General features: G+C 70.5%; 24 protein-coding genes and 1 riboswitch. Of the genes, 13 read left to right on the top strand and 11 right to left on the bottom strand.

Going from position 1 to position 26,365, the window contains the following annotated elements; genetic code table 11:
- The first annotated feature begins 474 nt into the window (after positions 1 to 474).
- A complete protein-coding gene (locus tag ACIOEW_RS00770) occupies positions 475 to 1,521 on the top strand; it encodes a hypothetical protein (protein ID WP_401960168.1) in 1,047 nt (348 codons plus the stop codon).
- Positions 1,522 to 1,667: 146 nt separating this feature from the next.
- Here ACIOEW_RS00770 and ACIOEW_RS00765 read toward each other — a convergent pair whose 3' ends face one another.
- On the bottom strand, positions 1,668 to 2,315 hold the full coding sequence (locus tag ACIOEW_RS00765) for a phosphotransferase enzyme family protein (protein WP_401960165.1): 648 nt from the start codon (positions 2,313 to 2,315) through the stop codon (positions 1,668 to 1,670).
- 708 nt (positions 2,316 to 3,023) lie between these two features.
- Between ACIOEW_RS00765 and ACIOEW_RS00760 the strand changes: the two genes are divergently transcribed.
- Both ACIOEW_RS00760 and ACIOEW_RS00755 read left to right on the top strand, forming a co-directional pair.
- Entirely contained in the window at positions 3,024 to 3,719 is a 696-nt protein-coding gene (locus ACIOEW_RS00760) for a hypothetical protein (protein WP_401960163.1), read from the top strand.
- A 46-nt stretch (positions 3,720 to 3,765) separates the two neighbouring features.
- Positions 3,766 to 3,832, top strand: a riboswitch (guanidine-III (ykkC-III) riboswitch).
- 11 nt (positions 3,833 to 3,843) lie between these two features.
- Entirely contained in the window at positions 3,844 to 4,761 is a 918-nt protein-coding gene (locus tag ACIOEW_RS00755) for an MBL fold metallo-hydrolase (protein WP_401960161.1), read from the top strand.
- A gap of 62 nt (positions 4,762 to 4,823) precedes the next feature.
- Here the strand turns inward: ACIOEW_RS00755 and ACIOEW_RS00750 are convergent, their stop codons facing one another.
- Positions 4,824 to 6,158: a hypothetical protein gene (locus ACIOEW_RS00750; RefSeq protein ID WP_401960159.1), complete on the bottom strand. Its 1,335-nt coding sequence runs from the start codon at positions 6,156 to 6,158 to the stop codon at positions 4,824 to 4,826.
- A gap of 157 nt (positions 6,159 to 6,315) precedes the next feature.
- Here ACIOEW_RS00750 and ACIOEW_RS00745 point away from each other — a divergent pair, with 157 nt between their 5' ends.
- Positions 6,316 to 6,735, top strand: coding sequence for a hypothetical protein (locus ACIOEW_RS00745; protein ID WP_401960158.1), 420 nt, complete (start codon positions 6,316 to 6,318; stop codon positions 6,733 to 6,735).
- 939 nt (positions 6,736 to 7,674) lie between these two features.
- A complete protein-coding gene (locus ACIOEW_RS00740; protein ID WP_401960157.1) occupies positions 7,675 to 8,214 on the top strand; it encodes a GNAT family N-acetyltransferase in 540 nt (179 codons plus the stop codon).
- Between the two features lie 161 nt (positions 8,215 to 8,375).
- On the opposite strand, the gene ACIOEW_RS00735 is transcribed toward ACIOEW_RS00740, so the two are convergent.
- The 4 genes from ACIOEW_RS00735 to ACIOEW_RS00720 form a co-directional block, all read right to left on the bottom strand.
- Complete coding sequence (locus tag ACIOEW_RS00735) at positions 8,376 to 9,014, bottom strand: HAD family hydrolase (protein WP_401961475.1); 639 nt, start codon at positions 9,012 to 9,014, stop codon at positions 8,376 to 8,378.
- Positions 9,015 to 9,045: 31 nt separating this feature from the next.
- Entirely contained in the window at positions 9,046 to 10,170 is a 1,125-nt protein-coding gene (locus tag ACIOEW_RS00730) for a tetratricopeptide repeat protein (protein ID WP_401960156.1), read from the bottom strand.
- Positions 10,167 to 11,447 carry an ATP-binding protein gene (locus tag ACIOEW_RS00725; protein ID WP_401960155.1) on the bottom strand — a complete coding sequence of 427 codons (1,281 nt, stop codon included), beginning with the start codon at positions 11,445 to 11,447 and terminating at the stop codon, positions 10,167 to 10,169. The genes ACIOEW_RS00730 and ACIOEW_RS00725 overlap by 4 nt, the downstream gene beginning before the upstream one ends.
- 63 nt (positions 11,448 to 11,510) lie before the next feature.
- A complete protein-coding gene (locus tag ACIOEW_RS00720) occupies positions 11,511 to 12,470 on the bottom strand; it encodes a MerR family transcriptional regulator (RefSeq protein ID WP_401960154.1) in 960 nt (319 codons plus the stop codon).
- A gap of 187 nt (positions 12,471 to 12,657) precedes the next feature.
- On the opposite strand from ACIOEW_RS00720, the gene ACIOEW_RS00715 reads away from it, so the two are divergent.
- Together ACIOEW_RS00715 and ACIOEW_RS00710 are read left to right on the top strand one after the other, a co-directional pair.
- Positions 12,658 to 13,281 (top strand): histidine phosphatase family protein, encoded by a 624-nt coding sequence (locus ACIOEW_RS00715; RefSeq protein ID WP_401961473.1) that lies wholly within the window; start codon positions 12,658 to 12,660, stop codon positions 13,279 to 13,281.
- Positions 13,282 to 13,711: 430 nt separating this feature from the next.
- The gene (locus ACIOEW_RS00710) at positions 13,712 to 15,394 is read left to right on the top strand and encodes a cellulase family glycosylhydrolase (protein WP_401960153.1); all 1,683 of its coding nucleotides are present in this window, start codon (positions 13,712 to 13,714) and stop codon (positions 15,392 to 15,394) included.
- A 131-nt stretch (positions 15,395 to 15,525) separates the two neighbouring features.
- Here the strand turns inward: ACIOEW_RS00710 and ACIOEW_RS00705 are convergent, their stop codons facing one another.
- Positions 15,526 to 16,140, bottom strand: a complete 615-nt coding sequence (locus ACIOEW_RS00705; RefSeq protein ID WP_401960151.1) for a dihydrofolate reductase family protein — start codon at positions 16,138 to 16,140, stop codon at positions 15,526 to 15,528.
- Positions 16,141 to 16,370: 230 nt separating this feature from the next.
- Between ACIOEW_RS00705 and ACIOEW_RS00700 the strand changes: the two genes are divergently transcribed.
- From ACIOEW_RS00700 to ACIOEW_RS00685, 4 genes are all read left to right on the top strand, one after another.
- Complete coding sequence (locus ACIOEW_RS00700) at positions 16,371 to 16,505, top strand: hypothetical protein (RefSeq protein WP_401960149.1); 135 nt, start codon at positions 16,371 to 16,373, stop codon at positions 16,503 to 16,505.
- 148 nt (positions 16,506 to 16,653) lie between these two features.
- A complete protein-coding gene (locus ACIOEW_RS00695; RefSeq protein WP_401960147.1) occupies positions 16,654 to 18,543 on the top strand; it encodes a protein kinase in 1,890 nt (629 codons plus the stop codon).
- A gap of 79 nt (positions 18,544 to 18,622) precedes the next feature.
- Positions 18,623 to 19,105, top strand: a complete 483-nt coding sequence (locus tag ACIOEW_RS00690; RefSeq protein WP_401960146.1) for a GNAT family N-acetyltransferase — start codon at positions 18,623 to 18,625, stop codon at positions 19,103 to 19,105.
- 147 nt (positions 19,106 to 19,252) lie between these two features.
- Positions 19,253 to 19,792, top strand: coding sequence for an NADPH-dependent FMN reductase (locus ACIOEW_RS00685; RefSeq protein WP_401960144.1), 540 nt, complete (start codon positions 19,253 to 19,255; stop codon positions 19,790 to 19,792).
- 61 nt (positions 19,793 to 19,853) lie between these two features.
- Here the strand turns inward: ACIOEW_RS00685 and ACIOEW_RS00680 are convergent, their stop codons facing one another.
- The 3 genes from ACIOEW_RS00680 to ACIOEW_RS00670 form a co-directional block, all read right to left on the bottom strand.
- Positions 19,854 to 20,420, bottom strand: coding sequence for a hypothetical protein (locus tag ACIOEW_RS00680; RefSeq protein WP_401960143.1), 567 nt, complete (start codon positions 20,418 to 20,420; stop codon positions 19,854 to 19,856).
- A gap of 120 nt (positions 20,421 to 20,540) precedes the next feature.
- Positions 20,541 to 21,119, bottom strand: a complete 579-nt coding sequence (locus tag ACIOEW_RS00675) for a TetR family transcriptional regulator (protein WP_362543286.1) — start codon at positions 21,117 to 21,119, stop codon at positions 20,541 to 20,543.
- Positions 21,116 to 22,627: an MFS transporter gene (locus ACIOEW_RS00670; RefSeq protein WP_401960141.1), complete on the bottom strand. Its 1,512-nt coding sequence runs from the start codon at positions 22,625 to 22,627 to the stop codon at positions 21,116 to 21,118. Before ACIOEW_RS00670 ends, ACIOEW_RS00675 begins: the two co-directional genes overlap by 4 nt.
- Positions 22,628 to 22,798: 171 nt before the next feature.
- Here ACIOEW_RS00670 and ACIOEW_RS00665 point away from each other — a divergent pair, with 171 nt between their 5' ends.
- A complete protein-coding gene (locus ACIOEW_RS00665) occupies positions 22,799 to 23,101 on the top strand; it encodes a hypothetical protein (protein WP_362543292.1) in 303 nt (100 codons plus the stop codon).
- 357 nt (positions 23,102 to 23,458) lie between these two features.
- Here the strand turns inward: ACIOEW_RS00665 and ACIOEW_RS00660 are convergent, their stop codons facing one another.
- Positions 23,459 to 24,835 (bottom strand): DUF445 domain-containing protein, encoded by a 1,377-nt coding sequence (locus tag ACIOEW_RS00660; RefSeq protein ID WP_401960139.1) that lies wholly within the window; start codon positions 24,833 to 24,835, stop codon positions 23,459 to 23,461.
- Between the two features lie 146 nt (positions 24,836 to 24,981).
- On the opposite strand from ACIOEW_RS00660, the gene ACIOEW_RS00655 reads away from it, so the two are divergent.
- Positions 24,982 to 26,229 carry an SGNH/GDSL hydrolase family protein gene (locus ACIOEW_RS00655; RefSeq protein ID WP_401960136.1) on the top strand — a complete coding sequence of 416 codons (1,248 nt, stop codon included), beginning with the start codon at positions 24,982 to 24,984 and terminating at the stop codon, positions 26,227 to 26,229.
- The last annotated feature ends 136 nt before the right edge of the window (positions 26,230 to 26,365 follow it).

Raw genomic sequence — 26,365 nt, 5'->3', positions numbered from 1 at the left:
CGTCGGTCACGCGTGTGCGCTTGAGATACAGGCGGACGGCGGCTGCCGTGATCCCCGCGCTCTGCGCGACACCCCCGGTGTCGCGCAGTCGCTCGGGTGGGCTGTCCGTGCCTCTCCTCTGTCTCCGCGGAGTGGAGGCGAAGATACCGAGCGGTTGGCGGCCGGCGGCGGCGCCCCTGTCATACCTCGCTGATTCGCTTCGTACTTGCCCCCTCCACGGGATCATTCTCGTTTCGGAAGTCGCCCGTACCCCGGCCTTCTGCCGTACCTCCCGTCATGCGCCTGGTGCTTACACCCTGGCCTGCCCTCCCTCCCTCCCTCCCCTGGACAGTGATGCGCCGTGTTCTCGGCGCGGCCCCGTGCCGCGTCCCTCAGCCATGCCCGGCCCCTGATTGGCAACCCGTCCCTGGCCCGTTCCAGGAGATCTCCACGACCGCCTCCCGGCATGCACAGCCGCGGGCGTGGTTACGTGCCGTGGTGTGGCTGGTCGAGGAGGCCGGGCTCCATCCGAGGGCCGGTGAGGCGACGTTACGTATCGCCCGGGACCTGGCCGGGCGGATGGACTACATCGCGGGGACTGTCCTGTACGACCTCGACGGAACGGCCGCGCGCTGCGGTCTGTCCAGGGCGACGGTCAAGCGTCACGTCGGATATCTGCGGGAGTCGGGGGCGCTGGTCTGGGTACGCCACGGGTCGCGACGCAATCTGCGGCTTGCCGGTCGTCCGTACGCGGGTACGGCGACGATCTACGCGGCCACCATCCCGTACGCCTACGACCGGACGCACGGCAACCGAGTCGACGGTCAGGGGTTCGAGGCCCGGGTGGTCGCGGTGCCGGTGCCGCCCGTGCACACCCCCGCGGCAGACGGTCCCGGCAGCCGGGTGCGTGAGCCCCAATCTCTCGCCGCCCGCCCCCGCAAACCCGTAGCTGAGGCAGACGAGAGGTGTAAAGACACCCCGCGCAGGCGCGCGAGGCCACGAGCCACCTCTCGCCCCAGAACCTCGACGCCGAGGAGCCCGCTACAAGTCGCCGCCGACATCCGGATCGCCGCTCAGGTCCGGCCGCACGTCCCTTGGACCCAAAGCGAGGGGTTACGTCGACTCGCTCACGCGCTGCGGCCATTGATCGACCAGGGCCTCGACGCCCACGACATCGCCGCCGAGCTGACGTCCTGGTGGCTCGCCTGGCGTCCTGCGCGCCCCGCCGCGTACATCACCGCGCAACTCCGTGACCGGATTGCTGTCGCTCCGGACGAAGACCAGCCGGCCGAAACTGCCCACCCGCACACCGCCGAGCCCACCGGAAACCCCGCATGGCAGGCATGGCTTCGACAACGCGCCACGGCAACGGCGTTCCACGAACCGCAGCGCACCGACGACGACCGCCGCCACGCCCGCCTCTACGGCTGGGACCAATGGGCGGAGATCGCTAACCACTACGCCACGAACCCCGACGACGCCCTGGACCTCTACGGCACCCGCCTGTGCGGCTATGCGGTCAAACGCGCTGCAGGAGGTTGAGCGAGGCGGTGAAACAGATGCGTGGTGACACCACACCGGCTCCCGGTCGGTCTTGCAGGCTCGACTTCAAGGCTGCATGGACCGACTTCGTCGGATCAGTACGCGTCGGCAAACCGAGCCGTTGCATCGGCGGCTTGGTTGCGCCGTCAGCCGAGCACTTCAACTGCTCCCGTCACGGACTCGACGAACCTGATCATCTCCAAGTGGTAGTCGCTCTTCGCCGCGTCAGGGAAGCGAACGTTGTGACGGTAGTAGCGGTGGAACGCGATGATCAGCGCCGCATGGATGATCTCAGCAGGAAGGGCACGCCTGTCTTCCTCTGCAAGAGGGCAGGCCCGCTCGTAGCCCTCGACCAGTGCCTCCAGGCGTGGCGCCGCGAGTACACCGTCCTCCTGCGCAAGGCCCACTGCTGCCATCCCGAGGTCCAGCAGCGGGTCATCCAGGGACACGGTCTCCCAGTCGAGAACGGTGAGGCTTCCATCGGCCCCCACGATGATGTTGTCGTCGAAAAGGTCGCCATGCGTGATCGTCCTTGGCCGGTGGCTCACCGCTTCGACGCGGTAGACACGGGCGAGCTGATCAACGAGCCAGTCGGCGAAGCGCCGGTCCGCGAAACCCGTGTTGAGAGCCTCGTGGTCGGCGGAGAGGCGCCGGGTGCCGACAGGGATGTCGGTCAGGCCGGGTGACTGAGGCGGGAGTGCGTGAAGTGCGGCGAGGATTCGGCCGGCTTCGGGAAGCAGCGCCACAGGCAGTGGCTGTTCCACCGTGCCGTCGGCCCACGCCTTCAAGATCACCGGGTGATCGCCGAAGTGGGTGATAGCCGATCCGTCAGTGCAGGCACGACCGCGACAGTCGGTACGCCCAGGAGGAACAGCGCGTGCGTATGAGCAGCGAGGCGCTCGGCGCTGGCCGTGTCGTGGTTGTCGAGAATGGTGAGGACGAACTCGTCGGCGGCGCTGGTGATGCGGAAGCTGGAGTTCGCTGCTCCCCCGGCAAGCGGAGCAAGCCGAGGAATCTTCAGCCCGTAGCGCTCCAGGCGCCCTTCCCGTGCGCTTCGGGGACGGGAACTTGCTGCTCTCGTACGGGCGATGGCGGCTGCTCCGCCGCCTGCGGTCGTGGTGACCTCGCCTTGCCCGCAGGGTCCTTCATCGGGAACGTGGGCTATATTTGATCTTGAGGGCGCGGACCGTTTCGGCGGTGCGGTTGCCTGTGCGTTGGTCGTCCAAGGAAAGATGCCCCGCTTCCTGCGGGGAGATGCAGGTGCAAGGCCTGCCCAGCGCTCCATGTGAAAGGCCCCGTTCCTGCCGCGGCAGGAACGGGGCCTTTTGCATGGGCTGCCGGTCACTGCTCGGGTGGTGGGGTAAGCCGGTCGCGGTCGGCATCCGCTCCAAAACCACGACGGCATCCTCCTCCGCCGAGGCTCCCAAACCCTCCCGATCAGACACTGTTGCCCCCGGAAGCAGCTCACCGCATGGTGGGGTGACGCGGATGCGGGAGGGCACGTGGAAGAGTCACAGTGGGACCAGCGGCGGATCTCGACCAGCGGCAGGACTCTGCGATGGCCCAGAGCGTTACTCGTATTCGCCCTTGTCGATCTGGCCTGGGAGATCGTCAAAGCCAACCTGAACGCAGGCGTCCGTGACGACTGGCCGTGGCGGCTCACCGTGCTGGACGCCTCGACATGCGCAGCCGTAGTAGCTCTCCTGGCCGGCATCGTTGTGACGCGGGCTCAGCTCTCCCAGACCATGCAGCCCGTGCTGAGTTGGTCCGGGGTCAGAGGGCGCAGTGGCGAACTGGCCGATTCGCTGAGGACGGTCTCCGTGGTCAATGCGGGCGGGGGCAGAGCCGTGGTGCGATCCATCGCCTACCGGATCCAGGCATCCTCGGCGTGTTCGGACAGTGCCGTCATCCCCTCCGGCTGGGTTTCCCGGCCCACAGCCATCGCATCGCTGGCCTCGCTGGGACTCAACGGGGGCGACGACTACTTCATGCTGCACCTCGGTTCGGGTGCGGCCGTGCCGATGACCAATGTCAGGAAGGAAGGTACGGAGCTGCTGGCCCTCGGCCCCAAGGCTCTTGAGAAGCTCTCCGTATTGGACATCAGAATTCAGGTCGTAGATGTTCTGGGAGACGTCTATGAAAGGGACTTGCAGTGCATTCGACCGAGTTCCGCGGCCGCCCGAGTAAGGGTTGTCTGATCGCTGAACGGTTGATCAGCCGGTTCTGTGCGTAGTAGGTTCCGCTCGGTTGCGCGTCAGCGCCTGCCCCGGACGAGATGTGCGCCGTACCCGGCCTGCCAAGACGACGCTCTCAGGAGACGTCATGGCCCGAAGTACGCACCTCGTCGATTTCGGGTCCGCGGCGCCCGAGCCCGGCGTACTGGACGTCAACTGGATCCACGGATCGCCGTCGGCAAAGCACAACAACGATCCCGACATCCAGGTGCACGCATACGACGAGCACACGTTCATCCTGCGCCAGAACATGGCGGTCAATTATGAGGCGCCGTTCCTGTTCCTGATCTTCGGGAATGCCCGAGCCGTGCTCATCGACACCGGAGCCACCGAGTCCGCCGAGTTCTTTCCGCTGCGCCGGGTCGTCGACGAAGTGATCGGACGGTGGCTGGCCGAGCACCCCCGGGACGACTACACGCTGCTCGTCCTGCACACCCACGCCCACGGCGACCACATCGCGGGCGACGCCCAGTTCGCAGACCGCCCCCACACGACCGTGGTGCGGGCGGACTTGGACAGCGCCTGGGAGTACTTCGGATTCGACGACGCCCCCGACCGGGTGGCCCGGGTCGACCTCGGCGGACGGGTGCTGGAGTGCCTCGCCACGCCCGGCCACCACGAGGCGGCCGTCACGTACTACGACCCGCACACCGGTTTTCTGCTCACCGGCGACACGGTGTATCCCGGGCGGCTGTACGTAGTGGACTGGGCCGCCTTCGGCAGAACCGTCGACCGCTTGATCGCCTTCGCCGGTACCCGACCGGTGACCCATATCCTCGGCTGCCACATCGAGATGACCAACGAGCCCGGTGTGGACTATCCGGTCCTGACCACCTACCAGCCGGACGAGCCACCGTTGCAGATGACCACAGGCCAGCTGCACGACATCCGCGCAGCGATCGACGAGATCGGCAAGACCGGCGCAAACGGCGAGACCGGCGCGAACGGCGACCGGCTCGGACGGTACGCCTTCCCCGGATTCGTCATCTGCCGCCTCGGCGCGTAGGCAGTGCTCCCTGCGCCGGGCCACAGCGGCGCGAAGGCGAGCGGCAGGTCCCGCACGGGCGCTCAGTCCGAGGTGCGGATCGCGGCGAGGCTCGAACCCTGGGCGTATACGAGGCGGTTGGCCGTGAGGAAGAACGGGGGCCCGCTGGTGGTGCGTCGCCAGGTGATCTTTCCGTAGACGTCGACCGCGATGAGCTCGCCCCTTCGGCCCTTCCCCGGGACGTACCAGGCGCCCTGCCGCAGGTCCTGCGCGGTGGGGTTGAGCTCTGCGGGGCGGCGTCTGGGGGTGGTGGACGGGGCGGGCTGCGGGTCGCGGTGACTGCCGTCCGCGCGATAGGCGAGCACGCTGACGCCGTAGGCGACGGGGTACTCGCCGGGCTTCAGGCGCAGGGGAAACGTGCCGTGGAAAGCGTCCCCGACCAGGGCGCCCGCCGAGTCCGGCAGGGTCAGGCGATAGCCCACGAGGAGCGGGATCGACGCATCCCTGCGGCAGCCTCCGTGGACGGCGGCCTGGGGCTGGTCCCAGGTGAAGGTGCGCTGCCAGACCGGGGCGGCCGCCTCGGCCGTGAGGTCGTACGCCGCTGCCTGCGCACGGCAGCCGGGTCCGTGCGGGGCTGTCACCACGAGGATGCGGTAAAGGGTGGGGATCACCTGCGCGACGTCGCCTCCGGACAGCTCGACGGGCCTTGACCGGAGCCGGTCCTCACCGGCCCAGAGGGTCACGAGGCGGCCGTCGGCGACGAAGACCAGCGGATCGCATCTCTGCCGGTAGTAGTTCGCGCCTCCCTCCGCCGTCCTGTCCTGGCCGCACGGCGTGGCGAAGACGGCCGGGCCGCGGGTTCGGTGCTTCCACCGGACCTTGCCGGTGGCAGTGTCCCAGGCTGTCAACGTGCAGGAGGATGCGGGCAGGCACGTAGCGGCCACCGCCAGACGCGTTCCCGATGTCCACGTGACGGTGACGAGCCGCAGTTCCCCAGGAGTGCGGGCCGGGGGGCGGGCGAGCTCTACGAAGCGGCCGGTCATGGGATCGAGTGTCGCGATGAGCGGCAACCGGCCGGACGCGGCCGCGCCGACGAGCGTGACCGCGCTCTCGGACGGGTTGGCGACGGCGCGCGTCTGCCCCGGCCTTCCGGTGAGCGCGAACTGCGCCGGCAGTGTCGTACGCCAGAGAACCTTCCCGTTCTCATTGATCCTCGCCACCGCTCTGCCCTGCCCGATGATCCCCAAGCGGCGGTTCACCAGAGCCCAGCCGCCCGAGGCGTCCGTCGGCACGGGCAACGGCACCCGAAACGCGTCTTCGGGATCCTGGTAGGCCGCGATGCGCGGCGGGCCGGGCGCGAAGCAACCGGCGAGCAACGGAAGAAGGAGCAGAAGGACAAGAAGCAGTCTGCGACGCATGAAACCCCTTCACCACCATGTACCGGCGCACCTCTCGCGGGGGCACGAATGACGACCGATACGGTCACGGAACGGAGACCGCCCCGTGCCCGCGTCCGTACGCGGCAGCCGACCCGACTCCTCCCGCTTGGCGTGCTCACGCCACTAGGGTCGCCGGATGGGACTCTTCAGCCGCCGCAAGGAAAGCAGCAGCGGGACGCACCGCCTGCTGCTGATGAAAGACGGACACGTGAGGAACGTGCCGACCTCCCTGTTCGGGATGGAGCTCGTCCAGGAGGTGAGCCGCCTCCTGGGGTCCGAGCACATACGGTCGACCAAGATCAGTGACGACCTGACCCTCTGGCACTCCGAGATCGCACCCGGCCGGGCCCACCCGGGTGCACCCAACCCCGACGCGAGCCGACTCGCAGCCGAGCACGGTTCGCCTCCGGTCACCGGCCCCGCCGTGGTCACCGGCGAGATGCTGTACGGGGCTCCCTATCCGCTGGACGCCGGCAGGGCGGCACAGATCGCGGCCCGCCTGGGCGAACAGCGGCAGGCCACTTCGCCCTTCCGCTCGGGCGAACTGCCTGCGTAACGCGCCGAATTCGGCGATGAGAGATTCCTGCCGAGGGCGCTCTTCCGACGGACAACACCCCGGCCCCGCGCTGTGGATGGACCTCGCGCGGGGACTGGTGCAGCGCGGATCACCGCACCGACGGGCGCTGCTGCGTCGCCCAGCGCTCGTCTGCGGTGATGCCGAGCAGAATGAGGGGCGGAGCGCCCCCGGACATGAGGAAGGGCCGCTGAACCCAACCTGAACCCAACCCGGCGTCTCCGAATCGCGTCCGAAAGCCGCAGCGTCCCTGTCCGTCACCGTTCGCGGAACTGCTGGCTGCCACCCATTCTGAAGAGAAGGAGCCCTCCTGAAGGAGCCGGAGGGTCTGACCCGGGGATTCGAAGGGAATGAGCCATGCGCATGCGCAGAATACTGGGCCTCGCAGCTGCCACAGCAACTCTCGCGGGCGCGAGCGCCTTCGGCGCAGCCACCGCTTCGGCAGCGCCGGATCCGAACGTAGCCATTACCGAGACGCAATGCTTGGAGCAGGGAGGAATCTCCGCGCTCGACGCGACGGTCGGCAGGTGGTGCGTGTTCCCTGACGGCCAGCTTGTCCCGATCTTCAGCCCGGAAGTAATCTCCGAGCTCGTGACTCCTTAGAGCGCTCCTACCGGAATGATCTTCGAGGTGGCCACCTACCGGCACACGGTGGTCCGGTTGCCGGCCGTCCGTAGCGCGTGGAGCGCGAGATCCTCGGGGACCTCGCGCACCACGCGTCGGCCTCTTTCAGCCAGCTGTCAGGAGCGCTGGTGTTCACGCTCCGGAGCGGCCGCAGATAGGACACCGCAGGACAGTGGCGCCTCCCGAAGTCCGAAGTGGTGAACGTCTGCTGCTCGTTCTTCTCGTGGACAGAGCCATGCCACTTGCTCACCTCCGCACGTCTTGATCGCTGCCGCGGCTGCTGATTGGCTGGTCGGCATGACTGAGCTCGGACCCATTGCATGGCCACCCGCCCCGATCAGGACCGAGAGGCTCGTGCTCCGTGAGCCCGAGGCCCGGGACCGTGCGACGTTCATCGAACTGCTCGCCTCGCCAGAAGTGCACACCTACCTCGGCGGCCCCCGGACGCGTGACGAGCTTGAGCGCAAGATGCCCGAGGCGCCCGAGCGGTGGCCCGGGAGCTTCGTCGTCGATCTCGACGGCTCGATGATCGGCCAGGTGCTGCTCAGGAGAGCAACGGGGCACGGTCGCCGGGCTGCTGCGGGGAAGGCAGAACTCGGCTACCTGTTCCTGCCGCGGGCATGGGGATTCGGGTACGCCGCCGAGGCGTGCGCGGCGGCACTCGGCTGGCTCGGCGGCGCGCTTCCCGGCGAGCCGGTGGTGCTCGCCACCCAGACCGCCAACGTCGGCTCGATGCGTCTCGCGGCGAAGCTGGGGTTCACCGAGGTGGAGCGGTTCGAGGCCTGGGGCGCCGAGCAGTGGCTCGGCATACGCTCCCCGGCCGCTCCGTCCGATTGAGCTCGTGCTCGACAGCGCGGTTCCGTAACCGGCAGCGCTGCTGGGACGGATCCCAGCGCTGTTGCCTGCTCGGGTTCGTCAACTGGAGTGCCGGCCCGGCCCGTCACGTGCACGGGCCGGGATGCCGCGAGGTCACCTCGCTGATGCCGTTCAGGCAGATGTCACCCGGCCGGCGTACGCCCCGCGCCCCTCCGTGCCGCGGTCACGTGGGCCGCGATCCGCGCGATCGTCCGGGCGTTGTCCTCGAACAGGTGCGCCTGCATCCCCGTTGCCTCGGCTGCTTCCACGTTGACCGCGACGTCATCGATGAAGAGACAGCTCTCCGGCTGCACGCCCAGGGCGGCGCAGGTGGCCTCGAAGGCGCGTGGGTCCGGCTTCTCGATGCCCAACTCGTGCGAGTAGACGATCTGTTCGACCAGCTCGTCGAACCCGTACAGTGCCGTCTCCCGCTCCCGGGCGCCGACGAAGCTGTTGCTCAGGATGCCCAGTCCGCACGTTCCCCGGAGCCCTCGCGCATAGGCGATGAGTTCCTCGTTGGGCGTGCCCAGGTACTCCGTCCAGAGGTCTGCCATGAAGGCGTCGACCTGGGCGGCGTCGAGTCGCAGGCGGGCCGACAGTTGCTGGTGCACCTCTCGTTCACCGATGGTCCCGATGCTCCCGGCCTGCCATACGTCACTCATCCGCTCGTGCACCGTACCGGGCGGCAACTGCAGCCGTTCCTCCCAGCGTTGCACCCACCCCGTCTGCGGTGTGAGCTCCAGTACGCCGCCGATATCGAAGATGACGCACGCCTCGGTCACTGTCATTCCAACTCCCTCATGCCTGCCCGGCTCAGCTGTTCCTCGGCCGGTCGAACCACATCGTCGCCAGTGCCGGCACCAGACCGGCCCAGAACAACACCATCGGGACCGTGCGTTCCGTCCAGGGGATCTGGGTGATCAGCAGCGCACAGAGCATGGCCCACGCGGCTTGCCCCAGGACGACACGGGACCAGGCCAGGCGCCGGATGAGCGAGTACAGGTTGACCCGGATACCGGCGCGCAGGCGGCGGTACCGCAGCAGCGCGCCCAGGGCCCAGATGGCAGCCATGGGGACGAGATCCCACAGCCGCTGGCCGAGAACCAGTGGCAGCTCCCGCTGGGTCTCCCCGTCCGTCGCGAACAGGTCGATGCCCACGGCGGCGAGGGCCAGACAGAGCAGGGCCAGCCAGCGGACGCCGCGCAGGAGGCGGTACGAGGCCGCGTCCAGGCCTCGCTGCATCGAAGCGGAACCGGGAGCGGATGCCAGCGCGTCGGAGTAGAGGGTGGCGGCCTCCTTCGCCCTGACGCCGGGGGCGGTCGCCGCCTTCTTCGTCCACCGGGCCAGGGCGAGCTCGTGCTGCGGGTCGAGCCGGAGGATGGCCTCGTCCATCCGGTCGGCGACGCCCCGGTTCGCCGACATGTCGGCGATGAGCCACGCCACCTCGTAGGCGTACACCTTCTCGGGCCCCAGCCGGATGGCCTCCTGGGCCATGAGGTCGGCCTCCCGCAGGGCGGCCACAAGGTCCTCGCGCCTGGCGGTGCCGCCGTTGGCCTGTCCGGAGCCGATCATCCTGATCCGCCACAGCCAGTCGGCTAGCCGCGCATATCCGAACCAGTAGTCGGGGGCCAGGCGGATCACCTCGCGCAGCACCCCCTCGGTCTCCGGGAAGCGGCCCCCCACACGCAGGGCGCGCGCATGCATGAGAAGCGCCCCGATGTCCTCGGCGTTCAGGGCGAGAGCCTGCTCGGTCGCCTCCAGCGCCTTCGCGCCGTCCTCCTTGTCCTCGACATGGCTCCGGGCGAGCTCGACCCAGGCCCGGATGTCCTCCGGGTCCTCCGCGAGCCGCCGGGCCAGCAGCTCCCTGGCCTCCTCGTACCGCTTGAGATCGTTGAGCAGATCGGCCCGCTCCACGGCGGGGTGCAGGGTCGTGGTCACAGCTTGCGCCTCTTCTTCAGGTACGCCACCAGGTCGTCGTACATGCCGCCTTCATTGGCGAACATCGCCACATTGCGCGCGGAGGCGAACCACGGTTCGGCGGACGGTACGGCCTCGTTCGCGGCGGCCAGCAGGTCCTTCATTCCGATCATCCGTACGGTTCCGGTGCGCACCGAGTCCAGCAGTGCCCGCTCGGCCGCCGACTCACAGACGTGGGCCAGGTCCGCGCCGGACAGACCGTCGGTGATCTTGACCAGCTTGCCCAGGTCGACGTTCTCGATGGGCCGGTCCCGCAGGTGGTAGCGGAGGATCGCCTCCCGGGCGGGCACGTCGGGCGGGAGGACGAGGATCGTCCTGTCCAGGCGGCCGGGCCGGCGCAGCGCGTTGTCCACGTCCCAGGGCACGTTGGTGGCGGCCAGCACGAACACGCCCTCGTTCGCCGCCGAGTCGATGCCGTCCAACTCGCTGAGCAGCTGGTTGACCACGTTACGCATGCCGCCGTGCGCGGTACGGCTGCGCTTGGCGCCGAGGGCGTCCAGCTCGTCCAGGAAGACCACACAGGGCGCCTGGCGGCGAGCGGTCTCGAAGACCTGGTGCATGTTGCGCTCGGAGTTGCCGATCCACATGTCGAGCACGTCGTTCACGGACACGGACAGGAACGCGGCACCGAGCTCACCGGCCACCGCCCGCGCGATGAACGTCTTGCCGCAGCCGGGCGGGCCGTACAGCAACAGGCCGCCGCGAAGACTCTTGCCGTACAGCTTGCGCAGCTCGGGGTTGCGCAGCGGGGCGAGGAAGGCGGCGTCCATGCGGTCCTTCACGTCCTGCATGCCGCCGACGTCGGCCAGCCGTACGGTGCCGGGCCCCTCCACGTCCCACGCGTCGGCGTCCGCGGAATCGTCCTGGCCGTCCGCACGGACCGGCGTCTCGGCGAACCGCGGGGGCACGGCGTCCCCGACCTGGTCCTCGGCGGCCTTCCAGTCGAACCCGGGGCGCGTGCGCGGACGTTGCGGGGGTTGCTCCGGGGACGGGGACGGGGACGGAGGTTGCTCCGGTGCCGGTGCCGGTGCCGGTGCGCCCATCGCCCGGGCCATCAGGGCCCGTGCCTGGACGTCGCCCGGCGCGTGCTGAAGAGCCACGGCCGCCTCGGCGACAGCCGCCTCGGACCGGTCCGCATCCAGCAGGAGCTCGGCCAGGTGGAGCCGCAGGGGTACATCGGCGGGCGCGGCGGCGACCGCGGTACGCAGACTCTGTATGAGAGGGGAGTCATCCGGCATGATCCACAGCCTAACGTCGCCGTACGACACCTCAGGAGGCGCTCGACGTCCATGTGTACCTGGCTACAGCGGATTGTCCCGCAGCCATCCAAGTACCTGTCGGGCGTGGGTGTTCGGTGGGAAGACCGGATAGAAGACGTGCTCGATCCGGCCGTCACGGATGACGAGGGTGATGCGCTTGTAGAGGGGCGTCCCGCCGAGGTCGAACGTCGGCAGCCCGAGCACGGCGGACAGGCGGAAGCCGGTGTCGGAGACCATCGGGAACGGCAGTCGCAGCCGGTCCACGACCTCCTTCTGGTAGGCGGTGCTCTGGCTGGACAGGCCGAACACGTGGGTCGCGCCGGCGGCCTCGAGGTCGTCGTGGTGGTCGCGGAAGTCGCATGCCTCGCTGGTGCAGCCCCGGGCTCCGGGGATGTTGTTCCAGCCTTCGGGAAGGTCGGTGTCGGGGCGTCCGGTGAGCGGGTAGCAGTAGACGATCGACCGGCCCTCCCCCAGTGCGTGCAGCGAGACGGTGCCCCCTGCGGTGTCGGGCAGCTCGATGTCGGGCACCGCCCGGCCCGGGAGGTGCGCGGCCGCCCCGTCGTCCTCGGGGACGGGGAGGTCCGGGGGGAGATCGGTCAGGTGGTTCACGGTGTTCCCTTCGGCGCCGGATCCGTCGGCGGCACGGCTGTTGCGGTGGGCGGCCTCGTGCAGGTGCCGGGCCAGTACGGCCCGGCGGGCGGTGAGTTCCTCGATCCGCAGGGTCAGGTCGTCGATGGCGTCGCGGTAGCCGGCCAGGGAGGACGGACAGTCGTCGGCGTGGTCCCGGCCGTTGGTCAGGCATTCGAGGAAGGGGCGCGTTCGCTCGACCGGAATCCCCAGGCGGTTCAGCTCCCGTGCCTCGCGCACCAGGCGGGCGTCGTGTTCGGAGTAGTCCCGGTAGCCGTTGGCGAGCCGGGCAGGGGCTATCAGCCCCAACGTCTCGTAGTAGCGAACCGTCTTCGTCGTCACACCCGCGCGCCGCGCGACTTCACTGATCCTCATGGTGCGATGAACGTAGACCCTTCCCCCGGGGGCAACGTCAAGCCCTGTCGTGCGGGGTCTCCGGGCGACCGTGCGCGGCGGGTGGCTCTGCGCGCTGCGTTCGTCCCCGGCGGGAACCACGCGGCGTATGTCCGCGTCCGTCCAGACACTCGCAGGATCACCGATGCAGACAGAGGATCTCGCCCCGATGACCGGAACAGCCACCCGCTATCTCTACCTCACCCGGCACGGAGAGGCTTCACCGGACGAGAGCGAGCTGACCGGCATCGGCCGCCGGCAAGCCGTCCTGCTGGGTGAGCGGCTCCGTCGCAGCCCGCTCACGGTCATCCACCACGGGCCGCTCCCCCGGGCGGCCCAGACCGCTCAGCTGATCCGCGAGCAGCTCGACGGCGTACCCCTTCAGATGTCCGAACCGGCAGGGGACTACATCCCCTACCTGCCGCAACGACACGAGCTTCCCCCGGAGCCGGCCGACTCCATGCTCGACCGCCTGGCCCAGTTCCCGGCCGGAGAACGCGAACAGGGACCGGAGCTGGCCCGGGCGGCCCTCGCCCGGTTCACGGGCCCCGTGGACGGTGATGAGCCTCGCCATGAGCTGCTCGTGACGCACAACTTCCTCGTCGGCTGGCTCGTCCGAGCCGCCCTCGACGCTCCGAAGTGGCGCTGGATGGGGCTCTACCACGCCAACGCCGCGCTGACCGTCATCAAGTACGAACCCGGCCGGCCCGCCGTCGTGCTCCTCTACAACGACACCGGGCATCTGCCCGCAGAACTCCGCTCGGCCGCGTTTCCGCCCGACCTCCACATCTGAGAGCAGGGCTGAGCACGCCAGGGCACGGCGGGGAGGGCCGGGGCGGTCGAGGGTGCGCGCCGGACGAGGCCGCCGCCGCAGGTCCGTCCACGGCGGTTGTCGCGCTCCTGCCGCTGAACGTGAACGCGTGACGTCGGCACGGCGGGGCGGCGGGGGAAGCGGCGGCCACCGAGCGGATCAGGTCCGCCGGGCGGTGAGCCGCCCACCCGGGCGGGCTTGACGGCACCGGCGTACCGCCCGCAACTTCCGCACCGTACTGCGGAATCGAAGACACGCAGTCGCGCTCCCCCGCATCCGAACCTGTCCGATGTCTTGACGTGCCCCTGACTGGATGGCTTCATGGGAGCGCGCAAACGTGGGAGCGCTCCCATGAAGCCGAGGAACGTCTGTCGATGCTCAGTTCCTGATCCCTCCACCCCCTGGAGCCGCAGTGAGAACAGCACGGAGCACAGCGATAACCGCAGCGAGAAGCGCAAGGCACAAGAGTCCCGTCACCGTCCTCCTGACCGTCCTGGCCACCCTCCTCGGGCTCCTCGCCCTCGGCGGCCTCGCCCCGGCGCAGGCGGCCGGCGTCGCCGCGACCGGGCTGCACATCAGCGACGGCCGCCTGGTCGAGGGCAACGGCAACGACTTCGTCATGCGCGGGGTCAACCATGCCCACACCTGGTACCCCGGCGAGACCCAGTCGCTGGCCGACATCAAGGCGACGGGCGCCAACACCGTCCGCGTCGTTCTCTCCGACGGCTTCCGCTGGAGCAAGAACAGCCCCGCCGACGTGGCCGCCGTCATCGCCCAGTGCAGGGCCAACCGGCTCATCTGCGTACTCGAGGTCCACGACACCACGGGTTACGGAGAGGACTCCGCCGCCGGCACGCTGGATCACGCCGCCGACTACTGGATCAGCCTGAAGGACGTCCTCGCCGGCCAGGAGGACTACGTCATCATCAACATCGGCAACGAGCCCTGGGGCAACACCGACCCGGCCGGCTGGACCGCGCCCACGACCGCCGCGATCCAGAAGCTGCGCAGCGCCGGGTTCGCTCACACGATCATGGTGGACGCGCCCAACTGGGGCCAGGACTGGCAGGGCGTCATGCGGGACAACGCCCAGGCCGTCTACGACGCCGACACCACCGGCAACCTGATCTTCTCGATCCACATGTACAGCGTCTACAACACCGCCCAGAAGGTCACCGACTACCTCCACGCCTTCGTGGACGCCGGACTGCCCCTGCTGATCGGCGAGTTCGGTGGTCCGGCCGACCAGTACGGCGACCCGGACGAGGACACCATGATGGCCACCGCCGAGGAGCTGAAGCTCGGCTACATCGCCTGGTCCTGGAGCGGCAACACCGACCCGATCCTCGACCTGACGATCGGCTTCGACCCCACACAGCTCAGTTCGTGGGGTGAGCGCATCTTCCACGGCGCCAACGGCATCGCCCAGACGTCACACGAGGCCACCGTCTACGGCGGCGGCACCTCCGAGGACACCGAGTCCCCGACCGCACCCGGCACCCCGGCCGCCTCCACGGTGACCGCCACCTCCGCCTCGCTGACCTGGGCCGCGGCCTCCGACAACGTTGCCGTGGCCGGCTACGACGTCGTCCGCGTCAACGGCAGCACGGAGACGACCGTCGCCGCCTCGACCACCAACAGCGTCGCCGTCACCGGTCTCACCGCCGACACCGCGTACACGTTCGCCGTGTACGCCCGCGACGCGGCAGGAAACCGTTCGGCACGCTCGGCAACGGTGAGCGTCACCACGGAGGAGGGCGGCACCACGCCGGGCGTCGGCTGCTCCGTCGGCTACCGCGTCGTCAACGAGTGGTCGGGCGGCTTCCAGGGTGAGATCACCATCCGTAACACCGGCACCACCACCATCGACGGCTGGACACTGGGCTTCGCCTTCGCCAACGGCCAGACCGTCACCAACATGTGGGGCGGAACCCCCACGCAGACCGGCGGTTCGGTGAGCGTCGCCCCCGCGTCGTACACCTCCACGATCGCCGCGAACGGCTCGGTCACCGTCGGCTTCACCGGCAGCCGGAGCGGTACGAACGCGGCCCCGGCCGCGTTCACCCTCAGCGGCGCCACCTGCGCCGCGGCCTGACGCTGTGCCGTAGCACGGACACTGCAACGCCGCAGCGTGCAGCGCCGGCCGGCCGGGGCCATCGCCTCGGTCGGCCGGCGTGCGGGTGTGTACGGGTGTGCAGGGGTGCGAGGTGCGGGGGGGCCGGTCAGTCAGTCAGTGAGGGTGACGGCCGTCGTCGCGCGCTCGTACGTGAGGAACGCCGCCCCGCTGCCGAGGACGGTGTGATCCGCCAGCGTCCAGGCGGTCGGGTCGAACGTGGCCTTGTGGGAGAAGAGCGGGATGCCCGCGCCGATGGTCATCGGGCTGAGCTTCACGATCAGGGTGTCGATCTCGGAGTACAGGGAACCGGCCAGCTCGCCGCCGCCGACCAGCCAGATGTCCTTGCCCTCCTCCTGCTTCAGCTCCCGCACCCGCGCGACCGGATCGGTGGCGACGATCTCCACGGCGGGGTCGGGGCTCTCGCCCAGCGTGCGGGAGAACACGAGGTGCCGCAGGTGCGGGTAGGCGTCGGTGACACCGGCCGCGATGCCGATCTCGTAGGACCGCCGGCCTTCGAGGACCGTGTCGAAGTGCGTGCCCTCCGCCGTGATCGAGAGCGCGGCCCGGGCCGCGCCCGGCAGGGTCTCCGGGTACTCGGCGATCAGGTGCCCGATGTAGTCCTCGGGGATCGGCCAGAATCCGTCCGGTCCCGTGGGGTCGGCACCGTCCGGCCCGGCGATGAAGCCGTCGAGGCTGGAGGCGATGTAGTACACGAGCTTGCGCACGAAGGGCCTTCCGTCCGTTGACAGGCCGCCGCTGCGCCGGCGGCCGTCGGATCATGATCAAGCAGGCGTTCCCGCCATGCAACGGGAATCGTCGCTTCCGCGCGCGGGGTGGTGGACATGCCTCTTCCCGGCGGGCAGGGGGCACGGCCGGGCCGGTGCCCGTCCTGGCCGCGGGTTCGAACGGAGCGCAGCCGCCGGCGACTTCAGCCACCCGGTGTCCGCCGGACGGCATGGCGGAACTGCGCGGCGCACCGACGCGGGTGGAACTGTCCGCCGGGGCGGCCGACGCCGGGACCGGGCAGCGGCTGTGGGAGCTGTCGGAGGAGGCCACGGGCGTGCGGTTCGCGTTCTCCGCATCAGCCTGAACCCACCGCCCGCCACACGGCCCGGACGGCCATCCGTACGACACAGCCGCACGGAACCGGGAAGAGACCTCGTGAGCGGCGGCAGGACGCCCGGATTTGGGTAAGGTGCCCTGTCGACAACAGCGTTCTTCGGGGGAGTTACGAGTTCATGAGCGGTCAGCAGCCACACCGGGGCAGCGCCTCCCAGATCTTCCAGCCACTGGCGGGCGACGACCCGGCCACCATCGCCGGATACCGTCTCGCCGCCAAGCTCGGCGCGGGCGGCATGGGCAAGGTGTACCTGTCGTACACGCCCGGCGGGCGGCCCGTCGCCATCAAGGTGATCCGGCCCGAGTTCGGCGAAGACCCCGAATTCCGGCGGCGGTTCGCGCAGGAGGTACAGTCCGCGCAGCGTGTGCAGGGGCTGTTCACCGCGCCCGTCATCGACGCCGACACCAAGGGTGCGCAGCCGTGGCTCGCCACCGCGTACGTGCCGGGTCCCTCGCTCGCCGACGCGGTCGTCGCGCACGGCGCGCTGCCGGTCGACGCCGTGCTGCTGCTGATCGCCGGCATGGCGGAGGCGCTGCACGTCATTCACGGCGCGGGCATCGTGCACCGCGACCTCAAGCCGTCGAACGTGCTGCTCGCCGCCGACGGGCCGCGCGTCATCGACTTCGGTATCGCGTACGCGGCCGACGCGACCTCGCTCACCGGCAGCGGCGTCACCATCGGCACCCCGTCGTTCATGGCCCCGGAGCAGGCCGCGGGGCGCCGGGTCACTCCGGCCACCGACATCTTCGCGCTCGGCCAGGTCGCGGCGTACGCGGCCACGGGGTCGCCGGCCTTCGGTGAGGGGACCTCGCACGGAGTGCTCTACCGGATCGTCCACGAGGAGCCGGACCTCACCGGTGTCCCGGAACGGCTGATGGAGCTCGTCAGCCGCTGCCTGGCCAAGGACGCGGAGGCCAGGCCCTCGGTCGCCGAGGTCATCGCGCTCTGCCAGACCGCGAACGCGGAAACGGTGCTGCGGCGCCCCGAGGACTGGCTGCCGAGCCCGGTGGCCGCCGACATCACCGTACGGGCGGCAGCGCCCGCACCCGCCCAGACCCCGCCGCCTCCGGCCGCCGCCCCGGCCGTCGCCTACTCGCCCACGACTCCGGTGGCGCCGAGCACCCCTCCCCCGGGGTACGGCCCGCCGGTCACTCCGCCGCCCGGCCAGTCGCCGCAGGCGCCCCAGACCCCGTATCCCCAGAACCCGCAGCAGCCCTCGCAGACCCCGTATCCGGTTCAGGGGCACTCCGCTCCCACCCAGCCCGCGCAGCCCTACCAGCCGGGCTCTCCGTCGCAGACGCACGCCTCGGGCCAGTACCCCACCGCGTACCCGGCGCAGGCTCAGACGCACCCGGGGCACCTCCCGCCCCAGGGACCGGCGGCTCCCCAGCCCGCGAAGCGGCGCGGCGGCCGGGTCGCCGCCATCGCCATCGCCGTCGCGCTCGTCGTCGGCGTCGCGGGCGGCGGAACGGCGTACTTCCTCCTCAAGGACGACGGGAAGAAGTCGCAGAGCAACGAGGCGCCCAAGGACAACAGCACACCGAAGCAGGGCAGTTCGTCTCCGAGCACGGAGGAGGGGAGCGGGGACACCACGACCGACCCGAAGCCCTCCGCCGTGGCGGACCCCGAGCCCCGCGACTTCCCGGGCATCAACCTCACCGCCGGGTACCACCTGACGCTCGGGGACGAGGATGTCCGCCCCCAGGACGGCGAGGACGGCGGGTACGAACTCTCCTACGACACCGGCGGATACCTCGACGCCGAGGAGGAGGGCGGGCGCCTGGCCCTGCTCGACCCGGGGCAGGAGGGGTCACTGGCGACCTGCCGTTCGGAGACCCGGTTCACCAGCAACATCTACGTGGACAAGCTCTCCAAGGGACGCCAGATCTGCATCACCACGGGCACGGGACACCTGGCACTCCTGACGTACCAGAGCCACTCCCCCGAGGACTCGGCCAGTGACTACATGACGATCGACGTGACCGTCTGGCGCAACGCGGTCGGCTGACATGGGTGTTGTGCGGGGCGGCAGCCGGGGTGAACGCCCGGCTGCCGCCCCGCCCATCCGGGGAATATAGGTTGCGGGGATGTCCTCATCGCTCCGGCTCGTGCCGGTCACATCCGACAACGTCGAAGCAGCCTGCGCACTGACTGTCCGGCCCGACCAGGACGGACTCGTGAAGCCCGTCGCCTGGTCGCTGGCCCAGGCCTATGCCACCCCGGAGATCGCGTGGCCGCGGCTGATCGCCGACGGCAAGACGCTCGTGGGCTTCGTCATGGCCTTTCTCGATGTGCGGTTCGCCCCCGAGAAGCCCGCTGACGCCTTTCGTTCCGGACTCTGGCGGCTGAACATCGCCGCCGCACAACAGGGCCGCGGATACGGCCGGTTCGCCGTCGAGGCCGTCAACGACGAGCTGCGCCGGCGAGGGAAGACACGGACGACCGTGACCTACGTGCCCGGCGCACACGGCCCCGAGGAGTTCTACCGCAGGCTCGGCTTCCGTCCGACCGGCGAGCTGAGCGGCGACCAGGTGGTCGCGGAGCTGGAGCTGGAGCCGGGGCCGAAGTAGGCGCGGAGCTCAGGCGCGTGGCTCAGGGCTCCGGTCCGCACGCCGAACCGGCCCACGCCCCGGGGAACGGGGGCCGGGTCCTCATTCACCGGTAAGTGGGCCCGGGTCCGCCGGGAATGAGGACCCGGTCTCCCGGGTTGGCCGGACATGTCGACACCACGCGTGATCCTTCTCCTGTCCGGCAGCCTGCGGGTGGGCTCCTCCAACGAGACGGTGCTGCGTACCGCGCAGGCCGTGGCACCCGAAGGTGTCCGGACCGTGTTCTACGACGGTCTGGCGGCCCTCCCGCATTTCAACCCCGACGACGACGCCGAGCCGCTGCCGGAGCCGGTGGCGGCTCTGCGCGCGGCGATCGACGCGGCCGACGCCCTGCTGGTCTGTACACCGGAGTACGCCGGGACCTTGCCGGGGGCGTTCAAGAACCTGCTGGACTGGACAGTCGGCGGGACCGAGATCTGCGACAAGCCGGTGGCCTCCGTGAGCGCCGCAGCGCCGGGTCGCGGGCAGGGGGCCGAGGCGACGCTGCGGACGGTGCTCGGCTACACCGGTGCGGTGGTCGTCGAACCGGCCTGTGTGCGGGTCGCGGTGGACCGGCAGCTGGTCGGAGCCGACGGAGTGATCACGGAGGCCGGGGCGCGTGAACGGATCGCGGAGGTGCTCGCGCTGCTGGCGTCCTTCGGCCGGTGACCGCCCTGCCCTGCCCCGCCCCGCGCAGGGCGGGACGGGGCAGGGGCCGCGGGCCGGTCGGTCAGCGGTAGTCCTCCGGATGGCCCTGCATCCAGACGTTGATGCGGTCGCGCGTGCCGATCAGCTGCTTGCGGTGCTTCTCCAGGTTGTCCGTGGAGGTGTCACCGGCCAGCGTGGTGCGCAGCCCGCTGATCCAGCCCATCGGCTCCTTGAAGTGGTTCGGCCCGTCGTTGTCGGCCTTCATCGACCGTTCCAGGCTGGTCAGTTCGTCGTTGACCCGGCCGAGGAAGTAAGCGCAGTTGGCGCCCCCGGGGGCGCAGCCGTCCTGGTACGTGGCCTGGAGGCCGGCGAAGGCGTCGCGTACGTCCGCAGGCCTTTTCGCGGCCCCTTCGACCGCCGCCTGCAGCTCGGCGTACGCCTCCGCCGACGCGGCGGCCTCCGCGTCGGCCTCGCTCCGCTCGATCCCCTTGCTCGCCGCCGCGGCGTTCACCGACGGTGCCACGTACGGGACATCGCCGCCGGGACCCTGTGACGTATTCGCCTCGGTGCAGCCCGCCAGGGCACCCACCAGGGCGACCGTCATGGCCAGTGCGGCGGTGGACATGCGGACGCGGATGCGAACAGACACGTGAGGCCCCCCTCGTCGGTTGGCCCAGACCATACCGCGCCAGACCATACCGCGCCGTGCCGCTGCTCAGCCGGTGATCAGCCGCTCCCAGCCGGTGTTCAGCCGCTCCTCAGTCGCTCCTCAGCCGGTGATCAGCTTTTGGAGCGCGGGCGCGTAGAGGTCGGCGATGCGTTCCGGGGTGGCGCGCGCGCCCGCGCCCTCGCGGTGGAGGCCGAGCGTCGCGCCGAGGCCCAGGAGGTGCCCGGCCAGGAGTTCGGCGCGCAGGGCGCGGTCATGGCCGGGGAGCCGGGCGGTCAGGGCGTCGGTGACCTGTTCGTGGAAACGGTCGCGCAGCAGGGAGCGTTCGTCCTGGTTGCCGAGGGAGAACACGACGCGCAGGAGAGGGTCGGACTTGAGTGCGCGGCGGTGGGTCACCAGCGTGACGACCATGTGGCGGCCCAGCACGTCCAGCGGGGCGTCGAAGAGCTCCGCTGCCGCCGGGCCGAAGTCGGCCACGGTGTTGAAGAGTTCCTCCTTGCGGCCGAAGTGCTTGACCACGAGGGACGGGCTCACACCGGCATCCGCAGCAATCTGACGGATTGTCACCTCGGCGTACGGGCGCTGGGTGAACGCCCGTCGCGCGGCGCGCAGGATCGCGTCCCGGCCACTGCCCGCGTCCGCGGGGACGGGGGCCGTCGCGATGGCCTGGCCGCCGGTCATGCGCCCTCCTGGAATTCCGCCGTCCGCACACCCTCCTTGCGGGTGCCCGGCGCTTTGCTGCTCTCCTCGACCGTACCCGGCCTGGCCGGCTTCCTGCCGGGCAGGAACAGCGTGACGGTCAGAGCCGCGAGTGCCGCGCCCGCCGCGATGACGAAGACCAGCTGGTACGCGTGGAGCGTCGGGGCGGTCCTGCCGCCCGCCCTGAAGGTGATGCCTGCCAGTACGGCGGCGACGGTCGCGCTGCAGAAGGCCTGCCCGATGGACCGCATGAGGGTGTTCAGGCCGTTGGCCGCGCCGGTCTCACTGACCGGGACCCCGCGCATCACGAGGGCGGGCAGGGCCGAGTAGGCGATGGCCGTGCCCGAGGCGACGACGGTGGCGCCGGCGATGATCAGCCAGAGGCTGTGGCTCGTGAAGTACCGCACCCCATAGCCGACGGCGATGATCCCGGCGGCGAGGGCGAGGCTGACCTTCGGGCCGTGCTTGGCGGAAATCCGGGCCGAGAGGGGCGACAGTGCCACCATCGCCACCCCGCCCGGCAGCAGGCACAGGCCGCTGACGACGAGCGAGGCGCCGAGCCCGTAGCCCGTGGCCTTCGGCTCCTGCACCATCTGGGCGGTGACCAGCGAGTTCGCGTAGAACGCGAAGCCGATCAGCAGCGCGGCGATGTTGGTGAGCAGGACGGCCGGACGCGCCGAGACCCGCAGGTCGACCATGGGCGTCGGCACGCGGAGCTCGTACGCGCCCCAGAGCAGAGCCACCACCACGGCCGTCACGAGCAGGCCGACCGTCCGGGTCGATCCCCAGCCCCAGTCGGCGCCCTGGGTGACGGCGAGCAGCAGGCAGACGAGGGCGGCGGTCAGGCCCAGCGCACCGAGCGCGTCGAAACGGCCACGGCTGCGCAGGGGGGATTCCGGTACGCAGCGCAGCACCAGCGCGATGTCGATGAGACCGATCACGCCGGAGACCCAGAACATGGTGTGCCAGTCGAAGTTCTCCACGACGAGGGCGGCGACGGGCAGGCCGACGGCCGCGCCGATCCCGAGCGTCGAGCTCATCAGCGCGACGGCGGACAGGACCCGCTCAGGCGGCAGTTCGTCGCGCAGGATGCTGATGCCCAGCGGTACGACGGCGATCGCGGCGCCCTGCAGGGCGCGGCCGGTGATCAGTACCCCGATGTGGGAGCTGACCGCGCACAGCACCGAGCCCACGACCAGCACCCCGAGCGAGGCCACCAGCACCCGGCGCTTGCCGTACATGTCACCGACCCGGCCGAGGACCGGGGTGAAGACCGCGCCGGCGAGGAGGGTGACGGTGACCAGCCAGCTCGCGGCGGCGGGGGTGGCGCCGGTCAGCTCGGGGATGTGCGGGAGCAGCGGAACGACGATCGTCTGCATGACCGCGACGACGACTCCGCAGAAGGCCAGCACGCCGACGGCGAAGCGGGGGTGCGGGGGCCGGACGTCGGGGGTCGCGGGGGCGGCTGGGACCGGTATGTCCGCGGACATGTGTCTCCGTACGGTGCTCGGCGGCAAGGAAGCGCAGGGGTGCACGCCTGTTCACCCCCAGGGTAAACGCTTGTGCACCCCCTCGGCGACGGGACGGCCGAAGGCGGCGTTAGCCTCGGAGCCGAGAAGCAGTACCGGACGACGGACGACGAACAGACGGAGGTGGCTGCGATGGCGAAGGTTCCGGCAGCGGCAGTGGCAGCGGGCGGACTGGTCGGCGGTTACGCCACGGCCCGGTGGACCAGGAAGCGTCCGCTGGGCGGGGTCGCGCTCGCCGCTGCGGGCACGGTCGCGGCATACCAGTGGAACCGGCAGGCCGGGCCGCGTGCCGCCGTCGGTCTGACCACCGCCTATGTCGCCGCCTTCGCGGGTTCGCACCCGCTCGCCAAGAAGATCGGCGCCTGGCCCGCGGTCTTCACCGTGGCGGGCACGGTGGCCGCCGCGTCCTGGGCGGTCACCCGGCGCGCGGCCTGAGGAGAAGTTCCTTCCGCCGGGTTGAACGCCGACGGGGCGGGGTGCGTACTGAGGGGTACTCCCCCGCGTAACCCGGGTGCGTGTCCGAACCCATCGACAGGACGGACACGCACCCGGCCTCCGCCACCGGCAGACGCCCTTCAGCCGCCGGCAGACGCTCTTCAGCCGCCGGCAGGCGCCCTTCGGTCACGGGCAGACACTGTTCAGGGGATGTCCACGTTCGGGGCAAGTCTCAGAAGGCCCGCAGAAGGCGGCAGCAGGCCTACAGAGGGCCTGCGGAGGGCTCACAGAGGCCCCGGCCCCCGGGTGCCCGGTGCGCCGAACCAGCCGTACGCCGTACCGGCCGTACCGCGTGCGTCACGCCCCCAGCGCTCGCGACACCGAATAGATCACCAGCCCCGCCAGCGCGCCCACCACCGTGCCGTTGATCCGGATGAACTGCAGGTCACGGCCGATGTGGGCCTCGATCTTCTTCGACGTCTGCTCCGCGTCCCAGCCGGCCACCGTGTCACTGATCAACGACGTGATCTCCGCCCGGTACGTCGTCACGACATACACCGCCGCGTCCTCCACCCAGCCCTCCAGCTTCGCCTGGAGCCGCCCGTCCGTCGCCAGCCTGGCACCCAGCGCCATCAGCGAGGCACGGGCCCGCAGCCGCAGCTCGCTCCGCTCGTCCTCCGCAGCCGCGATCACCATCGTGCGGACGGACGACCAGGCCGAGGCGATGACGTCCTGGACCTCGCCGCGCCCCAGGATCTCCGACTTCAGCCGCTCCACCCGTGCCCTGGTCTCCGAATCCGTCTGGAGATCCGCCGCGAAGTCCGTCAGGAACGTGTCGATCGAGCCGCGCGCCGGATGCCCCGGCATGTCACGCATCTCGGTGATGAACCGCAGCAGTTCCTTGTAGACCCGCTCCCCCACGCGCTTGTCGACGAACCGCGGGGTCCAGCCCGGCGCCCCGCCCTGCACCGCGTCCATCACCGAGTCGTTGTGCTCCACCAGCCAGTCGTGCGCCCGCACGCAGACCAGGTCCACCACCTTGCGGTGGCCGCCGTCCGCGACGACCTTCTCCAGCATCTTCCCGAGGCCGGGGCCGACCTCCGCCGCGTTCGCCCGCCGGGTGATCGCCTCACCGACGACCGCCTGCACGTCCGAGTCGCGCAGCACGGTCAGCGCCCCCCGCAGCGCGGTCGACAGTTCTGCCGTGACCCGGTCCGCGTGCTCCGGCTCCGCGAGCCAGGCACCCAGCCGGCCACCGATGGCGAGCGAGTGGATCCGGTCACGGACGACCCCGCCCGACAGAAAGTTCTCGCCGACGAAGGAACCGAGTGAGGCCCCGAGCTGGTCCTTCTTCGTGGGAATGATGGCGGTGTGCGGAATCGGCAGTCCGAGCGGACGCTTGAAGAGGGCCGTGACGGCGAACCAGTCAGCCAACGCACCCACCATTCCCGCCTCGGCGGCCGCTGCGACGAAGCCCGGCCAGCCGCCCACCCCCTCGTTCTTCGCCCAGGTGGCGAGGACGTACACCAGCGCGACCAGCAGAAGGAGGCCGGTGGCCGTGGTCTTCATACGGCGTACGCCACGACGCTTCTCCTCATCCGCCGCCGTGTACGCGAACGACGCGAGGGACGCCGACGGACGGGTGGCCGCCCGCCGCCCCGGCCCTTGCCCCTGCCCAGGGCCGCCCGCGCCGGTGTCCGCCGCTTCCTCGGCCGTGTCTTCGATCCGTTCCATCCGCTCCACCCGTCCGCGTAACCGTCGCCCCCGGCGCCCCGTACGCATTGTCCATACCTGACCTACTCCCGGGCCGCACGTCGAGTTCCCCGCGCCCTGCCGCATCATGGTTCCGGCCCACCACCAGACGAGGAGACACACCGTCCATGCCCAGGCGCCACGAGTACGCCCTGCTCATAGCCCTCATGGTGGGCACCGCTGCGCTCGCCGCCGTCGTCGCGTTCGCCGGCTCCCTGCTGTTCTCCGGGCCGCCCCGGGTGAAAACGGCCGCAGCCCCCGGCCCGCAGGGCGTGGCCCGGACCCCCGCCGCACCAGCCCACTCCACCGGCCGCTGGCTCGCCACCTGGGCCGCGGCCCCCGTACGCGGGGAGATCGAACCGGACCAGGGCACACACCCGGCCCTGCGCACCATCCGTAACGTCGTGCACACCAGCATCGGCGGCAACGGGGCCCGCATCACCCTCTCCAACCTCTTCGGTACGCATCCGCTGTTCATCGACCGCGTCACCGTGAACTCCGTCCCGGTCACGTTCCGCAGCGCACCCTCCGTGACGGTCGCCGTCGGCGGGCAGATCGTCAGCGACCCCGTCGTCGTCCCGGTCGCCGCCGACACCGATCTCGTCGTCACCCTGCGCACCCCCACCGCCCGGGGCCCGGTCACCGTCCACCCCAACAGCCACCAGACGTCCTTCACCGACGACCCGCAGGGCACGCGGAGGACCACGGACTGGCGCTACCTCACCGCCGTCGACGTACGGGGCAAGAGCGCCGCCGGGACCCTCGTGGCGTTCGGCGACTCGCTCACCGCGGGCAGCGGCTCCACCACCGACGCGAACAACCGCTGGCCCGACGTCCTCGCCGACCGGCTGCACGGCCGGTACGCGGTGGTCAACCAGGGCATCGCCGGCAACCGCATCCTGCGCAACGGCACCGGGCCACGCGCCCTCGACCGCTTCGAGCGCGACGTCCTGAGCGTCACCGGGGCGAAGACCGTCGTCATCGCCCTCGGCATCAACGACATCCAGGCCTTCCCCCAGGAGACGGACCCCGCACGGATCACGGACGCCCTGCGCGCCCTGACCCAGCGCGCGCACACCCGCGGCCTGAGGGTCATCGGCACGACCCTGATGCCGTACGAGGGCTACCGCAACTGGACCCCCGCCCAGAACGCCGTGCACGCCCGGGTCAACGAGACGATCCGGGCCGGCGGGGTCTTCGACCAGGTGCTCGACTTCGAGAACGCGGTGCGCGACCCGGCGCAACCGGACCGGCTGCTGCCCGCCTACGACTCCGGCGACCACGTCCACCTGAACGACGCGGGCTACCAGCGCCTGGGCTCCCTGGCCGACGTGGCCGGCCTGCTGCGCGTACAGCCGCCTTCGGGCGCGCTGTAGGAAACGGCGGAGACCCGGAGGGGTCCGGCAGGGAACGCGGCGGGGCAGACGGGGCAGGCGTGGCCCGGCAGGGATGCGGCAGGAGAGCCCAGCCCCGCGGGGGCCGAGAAACGGCCCCCGGCCTGTCGGCGGTTCC

Source organism: Streptomyces sp. NPDC087901, from assembly GCF_044742205.1.
Lineage (GTDB): Bacteria > Actinomycetota > Actinomycetes > Streptomycetales > Streptomycetaceae > Streptomyces.
This window is presented reverse-complemented; position numbering and strand designations above follow the sequence as displayed.

Coding starts and splice junctions, on each gene's coding strand:
- ACIOEW_RS00755 (WP_401960161.1), top strand. CDS start 3,844: ATGGCCCGAAGTACGCACCTCGTCGATTTCGGGTCCGCGGCGCCCGAG.
- ACIOEW_RS00750 (WP_401960159.1), bottom strand. CDS start 6,158: ATGCGTCGCAGACTGCTTCTTGTCCTTCTGCTCCTTCTTCCGTTGCTC.
- ACIOEW_RS00745 (WP_401960158.1), top strand. CDS start 6,316: ATGGGACTCTTCAGCCGCCGCAAGGAAAGCAGCAGCGGGACGCACCGC.
- ACIOEW_RS00740 (WP_401960157.1), top strand. CDS start 7,675: ATGACTGAGCTCGGACCCATTGCATGGCCACCCGCCCCGATCAGGACC.
- ACIOEW_RS00725 (WP_401960155.1), bottom strand. CDS start 11,447: ATGCCGGATGACTCCCCTCTCATACAGAGTCTGCGTACCGCGGTCGCC.
- ACIOEW_RS00720 (WP_401960154.1), bottom strand. CDS start 12,470: ATGAGGATCAGTGAAGTCGCGCGGCGCGCGGGTGTGACGACGAAGACG.
- ACIOEW_RS00715 (WP_401961473.1), top strand. CDS start 12,658: ATGACCGGAACAGCCACCCGCTATCTCTACCTCACCCGGCACGGAGAG.
- ACIOEW_RS00700 (WP_401960149.1), top strand. CDS start 16,371: ATGGCGGAACTGCGCGGCGCACCGACGCGGGTGGAACTGTCCGCCGGG.
- ACIOEW_RS00695 (WP_401960147.1), top strand. CDS start 16,654: ATGAGCGGTCAGCAGCCACACCGGGGCAGCGCCTCCCAGATCTTCCAG.
- ACIOEW_RS00690 (WP_401960146.1), top strand. CDS start 18,623: ATGTCCTCATCGCTCCGGCTCGTGCCGGTCACATCCGACAACGTCGAA.
- ACIOEW_RS00685 (WP_401960144.1), top strand. CDS start 19,253: ATGTCGACACCACGCGTGATCCTTCTCCTGTCCGGCAGCCTGCGGGTG.
- ACIOEW_RS00675 (WP_362543286.1), bottom strand. CDS start 21,119: ATGACCGGCGGCCAGGCCATCGCGACGGCCCCCGTCCCCGCGGACGCG.
- ACIOEW_RS00670 (WP_401960141.1), bottom strand. CDS start 22,627: ATGTCCGCGGACATACCGGTCCCAGCCGCCCCCGCGACCCCCGACGTC.
- ACIOEW_RS00665 (WP_362543292.1), top strand. CDS start 22,799: ATGGCGAAGGTTCCGGCAGCGGCAGTGGCAGCGGGCGGACTGGTCGGC.
- ACIOEW_RS00660 (WP_401960139.1), bottom strand. CDS start 24,835: ATGGAACGGATCGAAGACACGGCCGAGGAAGCGGCGGACACCGGCGCG.
- ACIOEW_RS00655 (WP_401960136.1), top strand. CDS start 24,982: ATGCCCAGGCGCCACGAGTACGCCCTGCTCATAGCCCTCATGGTGGGC.